The 12,287-nt window shown below is 57.6% G+C and carries 13 protein-coding genes; all 13 read left to right on the top strand.

Annotated features, from left to right (window positions below; all coding sequences use genetic code 11):
* The first annotated feature begins 2 nt into the window (after positions 1-2).
* The 13 genes from Q9292_RS08500 to Q9292_RS08440 all read left to right on the top strand — a co-directional run bounded on the left by Q9292_RS08500 (position 3) and on the right by Q9292_RS08440 (position 12,169).
* The gene (locus Q9292_RS08500) at positions 3-1,352 is read left to right on the top strand and encodes an HlyD family type I secretion periplasmic adaptor subunit (RefSeq protein ID WP_313986822.1); all 1,350 of its coding nucleotides are present in this window, start codon (positions 3-5) and stop codon (positions 1,350-1,352) included.
* A gap of 77 nt (positions 1,353-1,429) precedes the next feature.
* Complete coding sequence (locus Q9292_RS08495; protein ID WP_313986819.1) at positions 1,430-2,764, top strand: TolC family outer membrane protein; 1,335 nt, start codon at positions 1,430-1,432, stop codon at positions 2,762-2,764.
* Between the two features lie 13 nt (positions 2,765-2,777).
* Positions 2,778-3,233 carry a type II secretion system major pseudopilin GspG gene (gspG, locus tag Q9292_RS08490; RefSeq protein WP_313986816.1) on the top strand — a complete coding sequence of 152 codons (456 nt, stop codon included), beginning with the start codon at positions 2,778-2,780 and terminating at the stop codon, positions 3,231-3,233.
* Positions 3,234-3,248: 15 nt separating this feature from the next.
* Positions 3,249-4,442, top strand: coding sequence for a type II secretion system F family protein (locus tag Q9292_RS08485; RefSeq protein ID WP_313986813.1), 1,194 nt, complete (start codon positions 3,249-3,251; stop codon positions 4,440-4,442).
* A gap of 109 nt (positions 4,443-4,551) precedes the next feature.
* Positions 4,552-6,261, top strand: coding sequence for a GspE/PulE family protein (locus Q9292_RS08480; protein WP_409934486.1), 1,710 nt, complete (start codon positions 4,552-4,554; stop codon positions 6,259-6,261).
* Positions 6,242-7,150 carry a hypothetical protein gene (locus Q9292_RS08475; protein WP_313986809.1) on the top strand — a complete coding sequence of 303 codons (909 nt, stop codon included), beginning with the start codon at positions 6,242-6,244 and terminating at the stop codon, positions 7,148-7,150. The genes Q9292_RS08480 and Q9292_RS08475 overlap by 20 nt, the downstream gene beginning before the upstream one ends.
* Before the next feature lie 11 nt (positions 7,151-7,161).
* Positions 7,162-7,674 carry a hypothetical protein gene (locus Q9292_RS08470; protein ID WP_313986807.1) on the top strand — a complete coding sequence of 171 codons (513 nt, stop codon included), beginning with the start codon at positions 7,162-7,164 and terminating at the stop codon, positions 7,672-7,674.
* Positions 7,662-8,264 (top strand): hypothetical protein, encoded by a 603-nt coding sequence (locus tag Q9292_RS08465; protein ID WP_313986803.1) that lies wholly within the window; start codon positions 7,662-7,664, stop codon positions 8,262-8,264. The genes Q9292_RS08470 and Q9292_RS08465 overlap by 13 nt, the downstream gene beginning before the upstream one ends.
* A complete protein-coding gene (locus tag Q9292_RS08460; RefSeq protein ID WP_313986801.1) occupies positions 8,261-8,830 on the top strand; it encodes a hypothetical protein in 570 nt (189 codons plus the stop codon). Before Q9292_RS08465 ends, Q9292_RS08460 begins: the two co-directional genes overlap by 4 nt.
* A gap of 8 nt (positions 8,831-8,838) precedes the next feature.
* On the top strand, positions 8,839-10,791 hold the full coding sequence (locus Q9292_RS08455; protein ID WP_313986799.1) for a tetratricopeptide repeat protein: 1,953 nt from the start codon (positions 8,839-8,841) through the stop codon (positions 10,789-10,791).
* Positions 10,792-10,812: 21 nt separating this feature from the next.
* Positions 10,813-11,319 carry a prepilin-type N-terminal cleavage/methylation domain-containing protein gene (locus Q9292_RS08450; protein ID WP_313986796.1) on the top strand — a complete coding sequence of 169 codons (507 nt, stop codon included), beginning with the start codon at positions 10,813-10,815 and terminating at the stop codon, positions 11,317-11,319.
* A gap of 3 nt (positions 11,320-11,322) precedes the next feature.
* Positions 11,323-11,694: a type II secretion system protein gene (locus tag Q9292_RS08445; protein ID WP_194748526.1), complete on the top strand. Its 372-nt coding sequence runs from the start codon at positions 11,323-11,325 to the stop codon at positions 11,692-11,694.
* Positions 11,681-12,169 carry a type II secretion system protein gene (locus Q9292_RS08440; RefSeq protein ID WP_313986792.1) on the top strand — a complete coding sequence of 163 codons (489 nt, stop codon included), beginning with the start codon at positions 11,681-11,683 and terminating at the stop codon, positions 12,167-12,169. The genes Q9292_RS08445 and Q9292_RS08440 overlap by 14 nt, the downstream gene beginning before the upstream one ends.
* Positions 12,170-12,287: the final 118 nt, after the last annotated feature.

Raw genomic sequence — 12,287 nt, 5'->3', positions numbered from 1 at the left:
ACATGTCGCTGATGTCGACCAGCCCTGTCCCTGACAATGTCCATGCCATTGAAGACTATGCGCATAACGCAAGGCCTGCACGCAAAGGCGCCCTGATTTTGCTGGCGGGCCTGGCCGGGTTTGTGCTATGGGCCGCGCTGGCGCCACTGGATGAGGGCGTGCCGACCGAAGGCGTGATCAGTGTGGAAAGCAATCACAAGGTGGTGCAGCATTTGTCTGGCGGCATGGTCAGCGAGTTATTTGTGCACGAAGGGCAGGAGGTGCACGCCGGTGACCTGTTGTTTAAGCTGGATGCCCAGGCCAGCAAGGCACGCTATGAAGAGGTGCGTCACCGTTATGCCGGGTTGCGCGCACAGGAAGACCGCTTGCGTGCCGAGCAGACGCAGCGCACGCTGATTGATTTTCACCCGGATTTGATCAGCCAGCAGACCGACCCGCTGATTCAGCAACAGATGCGTAACCAGAGCCAGTTGCTGCTGGCCAAAGTGTCAGCGCTGGCGGCGGATATTGCGGCCAAGCAAGAGGCCATTGCCGGCTATCAGGCGCTGATAGAAGGCTATCGCGGCGTGTTGACCAGTCATGAATCGCAACTGCGCCTGCTCGAAGAACAACTGCAGGGTGTGCGCGCCCTGGCGGCCGAGGGCTATGCGCCCCGCAACCAGCAAAATGACCTGGAGCAACGTGTGGCGGCCCTGTATGGTGACCGGGCCAATACGCAAGCCAATCTGTTGCGTGCACAGCGGGCCATTCTCGAGCTGCAACAGCAAATTTATCAGCGCAAACAGCTGGAGAAAAAAGACATTGATGCAGAAATGGCGCAAGTCAAATTGCAAGTCGAGGCCGATGCCGAAAAAGTCCGCGCGTTGCGCGAAGAACTGGGGCGGACCGAAATCCGCGCGCCAGCCTCAGGCCAGGTGGTGGGCTTGCAGGTGCACACCGTGGGTGCCGTGATCCAGCCTGGGCAAAAACTCATGGATATTGTGCCCTCGGGCGAAGCGCTGATTGTGGATGCACAGATTCCGCCACACCTGATCGACAAAATCCATGTCGGCCAGGCGGCCGATATCCGCTTTTCAACCTTTGCCAACAGCCCGCAACTGCTGGCAGAGGGCCAGCTCAAATCGGTTTCCAAAGACCTGCTGAGCAAACCGGCCGCTACGCCTGAAGGCAGCCAGAGTTATTACCTGGCCCGCGTCAAGCTGACGGACAAAGGCGTGCAAGCCTTGCAAGGCCGCCAGTTACAGCCGGGCATGCCAGTACAGGTCGTGATCAAGACCGGGGAACGCACGCTGTGGAATTACCTGATGCATCCGCTGAGCAAGCGGTTGGCTGCTTCAATGAAAGAAGAATAACCTTGTCTGTATCCGTATTTGTTGCTGTTACTCGTGAGTCTGTGCATCGATGCAAGGCTTTAAGCCGGTTGCTTATCATGACCATGCACCAGTGTCTGTATCTGCTAGCTGGCTTGCTGCTGACTGGGGTAGCTATCGCCGAGGCCGACCTCAACAGTCTGTATCAACTGGCGGCGACCCATAATGCAGACTACCGGGCTGCGCTGGCCAATACCGAGGCTGAGCGTGAAGAGTTGACCAAGGCGCGCGCAATGTTTTACCCCAAGGTACAACTGGGCTTGCTCAAGGGGCGCGGCAATACGGACCGCACGACGCAAACCACGCTGGGGGCCGTCAATAGTGAGCTCGATTATTCGCTCGAAAATTACAGCCTCTCGGTCAGGCAACCGCTGTACAACAAAGAGACGCTCGCCATGTATGGTGGCGCCAAATCTTATGTGAGTGCGCAGGAGTCATTGCTGGAGCAGGAAACCGCAAAGCTGATCCTCAAGCTGGTGTCGGTTTATCTGGAGACGCTGTACGCGCAAGACCGCGTAACGGTGCAGGCCCGCAAGCTGGAGGCGGTCAGCCAGCAATTGCAACAGGCAGAACAGCGTTATACGCGCGGCAGTGGCACCGTGGTCGAGGTGAGTGAGGCGCAGTCCAACCTGGATGTGGCTAAAGTGGAGCACTTGCAAGCTAATAATGACTTGCAGGCCAGTCAGCAAAGCCTGCAGATTCTGACAGGCAGCACGCATGTCTTGTCTGCCGAGCTGCTGGTCGATGGCTTGAATCAGCTCAGCCCGGCTGAGCACCCGCTGGAAACCTGGCTGGCGCTGGCCCGGCAACACCACCCTGAGCTGGCGGCGGCCTACCAGAATATTGAGGTTGCCAAGAAGGATGTCGAGAAAAAACAGGCAGGGCATTATCCGACGCTGGATTTGGTCGGTGTGCGCTCTTACAGCCAGAACGACAGCAATAACACCTTGGGCTCGCGTTTTGACACGACCACCTTGGCCTTGCAAATGAATGTGCCGTTGTTTGCGGGCGGGTATGTGAGTGCCAATGTGCGCCAGAGTGCCAGCCGCCTGACTGCCAGTGAAGAAACCATGACCGCCAAGTTGCGCGAGGTGGAGTTCAATGTGCGCAAGTACTACCAGAGTCTGCACGCACAACAACAATCCGTCACTGCCTACCAGCAAGCGGTGCAGTCGGCCAGGGTGGCTCTGGATGGCACGCAAAAAGGATTTTTGGCCGGATTTAAAACCAATCACGAGGTGCTGGAAGCCCAGCAAAAGCTGTTTAACAACCAGCTGGCACTGACCAAGGCCTATTACAGCCTGATTAGTGACTGGGTGAACTTGCAGTTCAGCAGTGGTTTGTTGTCACTGGACACGCTTAATCGCGTGAGCCAATTGTTTATGACCAAGTAGTCGGGGGTAAATCATGTCCAAAAAAAATCAATCTGCAATCCGTTCAGGGGCCACGCCTGCGCCAGACACACAGTGGGGGTTTACCTTGCTGGAACTGCTGGTGGTGATGGTGATTATCGGTCTGCTGGCTGGCTATGTTGGCCCCAAGTACTTTGCGCAGATCGGCAAGTCTGAAACCAAAACCGCCAAAGCACAAATTGAGGCCTTGTCACGTGCGTTGGACACCTACCGGCTGGACACTGGCCATTACCCCAGCACTGAGCAAGGGCTGGCGTCGCTGAATCAGGCACCCAGTGGTGAGACCAAGTGGCAGGGGCCTTATCTGGCTAAAGGCGTGCCCGCCGATCCGTGGGGGCGTCCATATCTATACCGCGCGCCCGGCGAGCATGGCGATTACGATGTCTGGACCTTGGGCAGTGATGGTGCGGCGGGTGGCCAGGACGCCGATAGCGATGTGGGTAACTGGTAAAGCAGCCATCTCGTCATGAAGTTTGAGCTCAAGGTATTGCAGGGCAGCGAGGTCAGCTGGATGTCGCTGGAGGCGGCCGACCCGCAGGCTGCACGTCAGCAGGCGCAGGCGCGTGGATATGGCGTCTTGCAGGTGCGCCAGCCGCGTCGGGCATGGGCGCTTCCGCAATGGCCGATCAAGAAAAACAGCTTTCAGCTCAGCTTGTTTAGCCAGGAGTTGCTGGCGCTGCTGGAGTCTGGCCTGAGTTTGATTGAGGCGATTGAGGGACTGGCCGAGAAAGAGCAGCAGGAGACCTCAAGAGCGGTGCTGACCGCTTTACGGACAGCCTTGTATGAGGGGTTGCCGTTGTCGCAGGCGCTGGCCTTGCAACCCGCGGTCTTCAGCCCTTTGTATGTCGCCTTGATCCGTGCCAGCGAGCGCACCGGCGACATGGCACAGGCGCTCAAACGCCATGTTGCTTATCAGACGCAGGTCGATGCCATCCGTAAAAAAATCATTTCAGCGTCGATATATCCGGTGTTGCTCATCGTGGTCGGCGGGCTGGTGGTGCTATTTCTGCTGGGTTATGTGGTGCCGCGCTTTAGCACGATTTATGAGAGTGGTGGCGACAAGCTGCCCTGGGCCAGCCAGATGCTGCTGCGCTGGGGACAGTTGCTGCAAGGGCATGGCGAGCTGGTGTTATTGAGCACCATCAGCGGTATCGCCATGCTGTGGTTGCTGTTTTCGCGTCCGGCTTGCCAGGCCTGGATCATGAAAAAAATCTGGCAGATCCCGAGTTTGGGTGAGGCCTTGCGCATTTACCAGCTGGCGCGCTTTTACCGCACGCTGGGGATGTTGTTACAGGGAGGAATTCCCTTGTTGACGGCCCTGGGCATGGTGCAGTCTTTGTTGCCGCTAGAAATGCAACGCGCCTTGCAGCAGGTGATCGCTGATGTGCGTGAGGGCAAGCCGCTGTCTGGTGCCATGGAGGTGCATGGTTTGACCACTTCTATCGCCAACCGCATGTTGCGCGTGGGTGAACGCAGCGGCCAGCTGGACGAGATGCTGGGGCGGATTGGGGTGTTTTATGACGAGGATACCGCGCGCCGCGTCGAGTGGTTGAGCAAGCTGCTGGAACCGGCACTGATGGTCATCATCGGCCTCATTGTCGGGCTGGTGGTGGTGTTGATGTATATGCCGATTTTTGAGTTGGCCGGCGCGATTGAATAATGAGCGCCGCAAATGAAAAGTCTCGATTGAATCATGAGCCCCCAAAAAAGAGGTGCGTTTTAGTAGGCGTGTCAGAGGATAGAGGTTGTAGACGGGATGCAAGCTTAAAATGAATATGCAGGATTTATCCATGTTGGAGCAGCCTCTGGGCGAGGCCCCCGTGTTGTCCGGCGACTTGCTGCAGCAGGCGCGACTGTTAGCTGCGCAAAGCGGCCGGCCGCTGGTCGAGGTGCTGGAATCACTGAGTGGCTTGGCCGCCGATGCCTTTGTCGAGGCCTTGGGCCGCTGGCTGCACTATCCGGTCAAGACCGCGCTGGCCATGCATGCCATGCAGCCCATGTTTGACACCTTGGGCCTCAATGACGCCAATGCCTGGCACGTGATCCTGATGCAAGCGGAGGATCAGTCTTTGCACATGCTGATGGCCGACCCGTTTGACGAGGCCTTGCAGGTACGCTTGCAGCATCTGGTGCGGCAACCGGTGCAGTGGTCACTGGCGCATCGCAATGATATTGCGGCCTGTTTGCAGTTTCACGAGGCGCAAATGCGGGCGATGGATCAGGTGCATGCGGGTGATGCTACCAGCCATGAAGAAGAGGCGCCGGTGGAAGAGCTCTCGCTCAAATCCATCAGCGAAGACAGTAGCCCGGTGGTGCGTTTTGTACGCTCTACCTTGTACGACGCGCTCAAGGCCGGGGCCAGTGATATCCATCTCGAATCAACGCTGCAAGGCTTGCGTGTCAAATACCGCATTGACGGCGTGCTCACCGAAGTCGGCGGTTTGAATGGCGTGATGCAGGCCGAGCAGGCCATTTCGCGCATCAAGGTCATGTCCGAGCTCGATATTGCCGAGCGCCGTATTCCGCAAGATGGGCGCTGCAAGGTGCATGCGCTGGGCCGCGACATTGACCTGCGTGTCTCCATCATGCCCAGTGTGCTGGGCGAGGATGCGGTGTTGCGCGTGCTCGACCGCAAAGCCCTCAGCGAGGCACAGGGCATCAGCCTGGAAGTCCTTGGATTTGCCCCGGCCTTGCTGGCGCAAATTCGCGCCCAGGCCGAGGCGCCGTATGGCATGTTGCTGGTGACCGGGCCCACCGGCAGCGGTAAAACCACCACCCTGTATGGCATGATCTCCGAGATCAATCAGGGCCAGGACAAGATCATCACCATTGAAGACCCGGTGGAGTACCAGCTGCCCGGTGTCTTGCAAATTCCGGTCAATGAGAAAAAAGGCCTGACCTTTGCCCGTGGCTTGCGCTCGATTTTGCGGCATGACCCGGACAAAATCATGGTGGGCGAAATCCGCGATGGCGACACCGCCCAAATTGCCGTGCAATCGGCGCTCACCGGACATTTGGTGCTGACCACGGTGCATGCCAATAATGTGTTTGATGTCATTGGCCGCTTTACCAATATGGGGGTCGATGCCTACAGCTTTGTCTCGGCGGTCAATGTGATTCTGGCGCAGCGCCTGATCCGCGTGATTTGCCCGTATTGCAAGGTGGACGACCACCCTGATGCCGCCTTGCTGACTAAATCTGGCCTCACACCAGCGACCGCCAGCCATTACCAGTTTAAAAAAGGCCAGGGCTGTGGCCAGTGTCACGGCAGCGGTTACAAGGGCCGCAAGGGCATTGCTGAATTATTGTTGTTTGATGACCGCATGCGCGAGCTCATCGTATCCAAAGCCCCCATCAGCCAGATCAAGGCACTGGCAGCCACCACCGGCACCCGTTCCATGCGTGAATCCGGGCTGGCCCTGGTGGCCGCGGGCGAAACCACCTTGCAGGAGATTAACCGTGTTACATCATTGGCCTGAGCCCGGCGTCGATTGCCATGCCGCCGCCAGCCGCCGCTGGTGGCAAGCCTACACTGCGCCAGAGTTGCGCATAGTGATCACGCATGACCGCATTGTCGCCTTTGAGTGCTCTCGGCGCGGACGATTGGGTGGCGCTGCGCAATGCCTGCAACACGCGGCGCATGCGGTGGATGATCACAGTGATGCCCATGCTGCATCCCCATCTGCGCCATTGTGGGAGACCTTGCGCCTGGTGTTATCAACCTATGCCGGGCAACGCTGGCATGTGGTGGTCGTGCTCTCTAATCAATTTGTGCGCTGGCTGGCCTTGCCCTGGCAAGATCAGATCCGTAGCCGTGCGGATCAGCAAGCCTATTTTGCCCATGGTTTGCAGCAGGCGTTTGGGTCTCAGACGCAGCCATCGCAGCTACGCAGCCAGTGCCCGGGCTATGGCAAGCCATTTTTGATCAATGCGATTGCCGAGGACTTGCTGACGCAGTTACATCGCGAGTTTGATGCGGCAGGATTGCCTATCGGCCAACTGCTGCCAGCCTGGCAACTTTCGGCTAACCAAAGCCTGGCGTGGATGCGAAAGCAGGGCCGTGAAGCGGCTGGCTGGATCGTCTGCCGTGAGTCAACCAGCCTGACACTGGCTTGCCTGCAACACGGTGCCTGGCAGCAGATCCGCACGTTGCCGGTAGACCGCCATTCCCCTGACAGCGATTGGCGGCATACCTTGCGCCAGGTGTTGTTGCGCGAGCAGGCCCTGCATCCTGAGCGGGCGCAGTTGCCGGTTTATCTGGCCCAGACCGCACTCGCAGGTCTGCGCCCAGAAGATTTCTCGCCGTTTAAAGTCATTGTTTTACCCACGACTGAGCCAGCGGGTCAACCGATGTGGAGTCTGGCCTGATGCGTGCCGCCATGCCAGTTTTGGACTTTAATCATGCCGCTGGTCGGCTGCCTGGCCCGGTCGCTTGTGCGCTCGGCCTGATCTTGCTGTTGCTATTGCTGGTGCTGGTACCGCTTTATCAGCACCTTAACCAGCAAAATCAGGCCTTGCAGCAGCAGAGGCTGGCCAGGCAGTCTGCCAGCCGCCCAGCCCCGGTGGTGCAGCTTGCGCCTATCAGCCCGGCCTTGCAGGCCGAGTTGACGCAGGCGCAGGCGCAGATTGCCACGCCGTGGCTGCCATTGCTGCATGACCTAGAACGCGCGCAACAGGCGGAACTTTACTGGATGCAGTTGGTGCCCGATGCCAAGCGCAAACTGGTCAGGATGACGGTGCTCGCACACAAACGCCAGCAGGGCTGGGCCCTGGTTGAGCGTTTGCGTCAGCAAGCCTCGCTGGCGGCCGTCAAACTCAATAGCAGCGAAAGCACCGAGGTCAATGGCGAGCGCATGACTAGCTTGCAACTGGAGGCCGCATGGCAATTTTAAATTCTGGGCGTAATGGTAGCGAGGCTCTGAGCCGCGTGTGGGCACGCCTGCAGTTTGCCTGGCAGCACAGTCCTTGGCGTCAACCCTGGTTACTCGGCCTGCTGGCATTGACGCTGGCAGTGGTGATCATGCTGGCACAAGCCTGGTGGCTGCAGCAAGACTGGCAACAGCGATTGCGTGCACCAGCCGCCGGGTATAGCTCCCAGACGCAAACGGCCAGGCCGTCCACGTCCTCAGCAAATCAGACCTTACCGCAGCCCATGCCAGTGTTGGCGCAATGGCCGAGTGAAGAAGACGCCGACCGCGTCAGTGCCGAGATTCTGGCCCTGGCCGATGCCATGGGCATGGTGTTTGAGCGCGCCGAGTTTCAATCCGGCGCGACTGCGCAAAGTGATTTATATGTGCAGCGTATCAAGCTGCCGTTGAGTGGCGATTATGTGCAACTGCGGCATTTTCTGACGCTGGTCTTGCAACGCTACCCCAGCCTGGCGCTGGCACAATGCAAACTGCAACGCACCGATGTGCAGCAAGCCGGGCTGGAGGCCTATATTGAGTTCAACTTGTATACGCGCAAACGGAGGCCAGCATGAACCGGCAAATCGGCTTAGTGGCCGCGCTTGCCATGACCTTGTTTGCCTGCTGGTGGGTCAGTCAGTCTGACACCGAGACCGCGCCCACGCCGGTCACTGCGAATGCCATGCCAGTTGGGGCGGCCAAGCAGCGCAAACCTTTGTCACAGGCGCTGCCTGCATTACATGCCGCGCTGACCGACGCGCAACCCGCCACGGGCTTGCTGCCTGCGTTGAATGCAGACATCCCGGGGCGAGATAAGGCAAAGATGGATGCGCCGACTAGCGATGAAGCAAAAATGGATGCACCAGTAGTCAACCTGTTTGCGGCACTCCCGCCGCCAGCAGTGCCTGCAGAGGCGTCAGCCGCAGCTGAGCCGGTCAACCCGTATACCTATGCCGGCCGCCTGCTGCAAGAAGGCCGCTGGCAGGTGTTTTTAAGTGATGGACAACAACAATATGTGGTGCGTGAAGGTGACCGGTTTGCCGAGGGGTGGCGGGTCACGCGGCTAGATCAGCACAGGCTGGTGCTGCAACATGCCGGAGAGCGCTTTGAAATGATGCTGGAAAATGGGGGAATGCTTTGAGCAAACAGATGAAACAAACAGGCTGGCGTTGGATGTGGCTACTCGGCAGCCCGCTATTATTGCTCAGTTGCAGTCACTGGCAAGCGGCTGAAAAAAATGGCGATGCGGCCTTGGAGCAAGCGCGGCTCTACGCAGCGCGCGGCCAGGATGACGAAGCGATCCGGCTGTTGCAGCCACTGGTAGAGGCAAACCCACGCCAGCCGCAATATAAAAATTGGCTCAGTTTGCTACAGGAGAAAAAGCTGCAAAAGCAATTGCAGGAAGCTGATAGCTTGTTGCAGGCCAAACAATACGATGCCGCCATGACGGCTTATGAACAAGTGTTGCAAGCAGCACCGAATAACCGCGCGGCCAGTGATGGCTTGCAAAAAGTCACGCAAGCCCGCCAGCACGACCAGCAATTAATGCAGGTTAAAAGCGCGATTGCGGCCGAGGATTGGGCCGGCGCAGAGTTTGGCTTGCGCACCGTGTTGGCCGAGCAACCCGCGCAGCCAGAAGCGCGACAGTTATTTGAACAGCTGGAACAAAAGAAAAACGAACGCAGCAGTGTGGTGCGGCCGTTGCAGTCATCGCTCAAAAAGAAGGTGACACTGGAGCTTAAAAACGCCCCGATCAAGCAGGCGTTTGAATATCTGGGTAAGGCCGGCGATTTGAATTTCTCGTTTGACCAGGAGCTCAGTGATGGCATCCGCGTCAATGTGCTGCTGCGGGATACACCGATTGAACAGGCGCTGGAGGTGATCCTGACCAGCCACCAGCTTGGCAAAAAAATCCTCAACAGCAATACCTTGCTGATTTACCCGCAATCACGTGCGGCGCAATATGAAGAGCTGTTTGTGCGCAGTTTTTACCTGACGCACATGGATGCCAAGCGCGCGCTCAATATGATGAAAACCGTGCTGCGCGCCAGCGATGTGTATATGGATGAAAAGCTCAATACGCTGGTGATCCGTGACACCCTGGACCGCATCAAGGTGGCCGAAAAACTGATTGCCTCGCAAGACCTCAATGAGCCGGAAGTCATGCTGGAGGTGGAAGTGATGGAGATCAACCGCCGTAACCTGGAAAACCTGGGCATCCAGTATCCCAGCCAGATTGGGGTGGGTGTGCAGGGCAATGCTGCGGGCAGCACGAGTGGCACGCAGCCACAGGCGGGCAAATTAACGCTGACCGAGTTGCGCAACTTTAACGGCAAACTGGGCGTGTTTTCCATCAACGATCCGGCCGTGGTGCTGAATTTGTTGCATCAGGATACCGACACCAATTTGTTGGCCAGCCCCAAAATCCGCGTCAAGAACCGTGACCGTGCCAAGATTCATGTCGGTGACAAGATCCCGGTGCTGACCAGTGTCGCCAGTGCGCAAGGCTTTGTCAGCCAGAACGTGAATTATATCGAGGTCGGCATCAAGCTCGATGTGGAGCCCGTGATCCAGATGCAGGACCAGGTCAGCATCAAGGTCGGCATGGAGGTCAGCAATATTACTGACCAGGTCACCACCAGTTCCGGCGTGCTGGCTTACACCATTGGTAGCCGCAACGCCAATACCACCCTGCAATTGCGCAATAACGAAACCCAAATCCTGGCGGGCCTGTTCCGCGATGACGAGCAGCGCACCCAGCGTAAAGTGCCTGGCCTGGCCAATTTGCCCTTGATCGGCAGGCTGTTCAGCAACAACAATCAGGACAAGCGTAAAAACGAGATTGTGCTGCTCATCACGCCGCGCATCATGCACAACCTGAGCCCGGCCAATGCGGTGTACAGCCTGATTCCATCCGGGGTGGCGGCGACGGCGAATCCGGTCGGGGCAGGCGGCGCACGTACGGTGCAAGCGGTAGACACCACTCCGCCCGCTGCGCCCGTGGTGACACCACAAAGTACGCAAAGCAGCAATGTGCGTAATGACAGCGGCTTTGCCAACCAGATGATGAACAGCACCGATGGTGGCGCGGTACAGCCCTGATGGCATTGAGATAAGTTGACCATGTTTGCGTTGCGACTGTTTTCTGCCAACCCCGCCCACGCCAAACGCAGCAAGGGCTTCACCCTGGTCGAGCTGCTGGTGACACTGGTATTACTGGCGCTGCTGGTGACGGCGGCCAGTCCGGTGGTGCAACTCAACGGCAAGCGCGAAAAAGAGCGCGAACTCAAGCGCGCCTTGTGGCAAATACGCGACGCCATTGATGCCTATAAAGATGCAGTGGACCAGGGGCTGATTAAAAAAACCGCAGAGAGCAGTGGCTATCCGCCGAACCTGGCGATCCTCGTCACCGGCGTCGAAAATGCCCAGGATACCAAAAAGAAAAAAATGTTTTTTTTACGCCGCATCCCGCGCGACCCGTTTGCCACCGACCAACAGCTCAGTAATGCCGATACCTGGCGTATCCGTGCCTATGATGGTGCCATCGACGACATGGCCAAAGATGTCTACGACGTTTCGTCGCGCTCAACAGCCATTGGCATCAACCAGCAACCTTACAGCGAGTGGTAGGCAATGAAACGTGGATTTACCTTGATCGAGATGTTGGTGGTGTTGGCGATTCTGGCCATGTTGCTGACCATCGTGTCGCCACGCTTTATGCACATGTTGCAGCGCGCCAAAGAGACCACTTTGCGTCATGACCTGGTCACCATGCGTGACGCCATCGACAAATTTTATAACGACAAAAACCGTTACCCGGAAACGCTGGACGAGCTGGTCGAGCGCCAATACCTCAAGTCTGTGCCACCCGATCCGATCACCGAGCGTGCCGATACCTGGGTGATTACACTGCCGCCCAATATCGACGAGCAGGGTAGTGTGTTTGATGTGCATAGCGGCTCGGCACTGCTGGCAGAGGATGGGACTCCGTATGCCTTGTGGTAGGCGAGCGCAGGGCTTTATCCTGATTGGCATGTTTATGCTGATCATGCTGAGCGGCCTGATCTTGTCGGAGGCTGCCACACGCTGGCAGACGCAGGTAATGCGCGAGCGTGAGCAGGAGTTGATCAAGGTCGGCCTGGCCTACCGCGATGCCATCGGCCGTTATTACAACCAGACGCCGGGTGTGATTAAAACTTTTCCACCGACGCTGGAGGCTTTGTACAACGATGAGCGCTTCCCGTCGCCGCGCCGGCATCTGCGCAAACCCTATCAGGACCCGATCACGCAGCGTGAAGGCTGGGGCATCGTCGAAGCGCCGAGTGGCGGCATTATGGGCATATACAGCCTGTCGGACAAAGTGCCTTTTAAAAGCAAAGGCTACCGCGGTGAGTTGCAGCATCTCAATGACAAGCGCTATTACGGTGAATGGTATTTTGTGTATCTGCCACAACCCATCAGTGGCCGTAATGCGCTTTAAGCTTTTAGTGCTGAAGTTGACTTAACTGGTGGTTGTAAACGATGTAAGTTGGTTGCGTGCAGCCAGTTTTACAACCGGGAATTATTGAAAAAACCAATCAATTCAATTTGTTAGCTGG

It is taken from the genome of Methylophilus sp. VKM B-3414 (assembly GCF_032248435.1).
Lineage (GTDB): Bacteria > Pseudomonadota > Gammaproteobacteria > Burkholderiales > Methylophilaceae > Methylophilus > Methylophilus glucosoxydans.
The sequence above is the reverse complement of the archived record's forward strand: the minus strand, read 5'-3'. Positions and strand labels throughout refer to the sequence as shown.

Coding starts and splice junctions, on each gene's coding strand:
- Q9292_RS08500 (WP_313986822.1), top strand. CDS start 3: ATGTCGCTGATGTCGACCAGCCCTGTCCCTGACAATGTCCATGCCATT.
- Q9292_RS08495 (WP_313986819.1), top strand. CDS start 1,430: ATGACCATGCACCAGTGTCTGTATCTGCTAGCTGGCTTGCTGCTGACT.
- gspG (WP_313986816.1), top strand. CDS start 2,778: ATGTCCAAAAAAAATCAATCTGCAATCCGTTCAGGGGCCACGCCTGCG.
- Q9292_RS08485 (WP_313986813.1), top strand. CDS start 3,249: ATGAAGTTTGAGCTCAAGGTATTGCAGGGCAGCGAGGTCAGCTGGATG.
- Q9292_RS08480 (WP_409934486.1), top strand. CDS start 4,552: ATGAATATGCAGGATTTATCCATGTTGGAGCAGCCTCTGGGCGAGGCC.
- Q9292_RS08470 (WP_313986807.1), top strand. CDS start 7,162: ATGCCAGTTTTGGACTTTAATCATGCCGCTGGTCGGCTGCCTGGCCCG.
- Q9292_RS08465 (WP_313986803.1), top strand. CDS start 7,662: ATGGCAATTTTAAATTCTGGGCGTAATGGTAGCGAGGCTCTGAGCCGC.
- Q9292_RS08460 (WP_313986801.1), top strand. CDS start 8,261: ATGAACCGGCAAATCGGCTTAGTGGCCGCGCTTGCCATGACCTTGTTT.
- Q9292_RS08455 (WP_313986799.1), top strand. CDS start 8,839: ATGAAACAAACAGGCTGGCGTTGGATGTGGCTACTCGGCAGCCCGCTA.
- Q9292_RS08450 (WP_313986796.1), top strand. CDS start 10,813: ATGTTTGCGTTGCGACTGTTTTCTGCCAACCCCGCCCACGCCAAACGC.
- Q9292_RS08445 (WP_194748526.1), top strand. CDS start 11,323: ATGAAACGTGGATTTACCTTGATCGAGATGTTGGTGGTGTTGGCGATT.
- Q9292_RS08440 (WP_313986792.1), top strand. CDS start 11,681: ATGCCTTGTGGTAGGCGAGCGCAGGGCTTTATCCTGATTGGCATGTTT.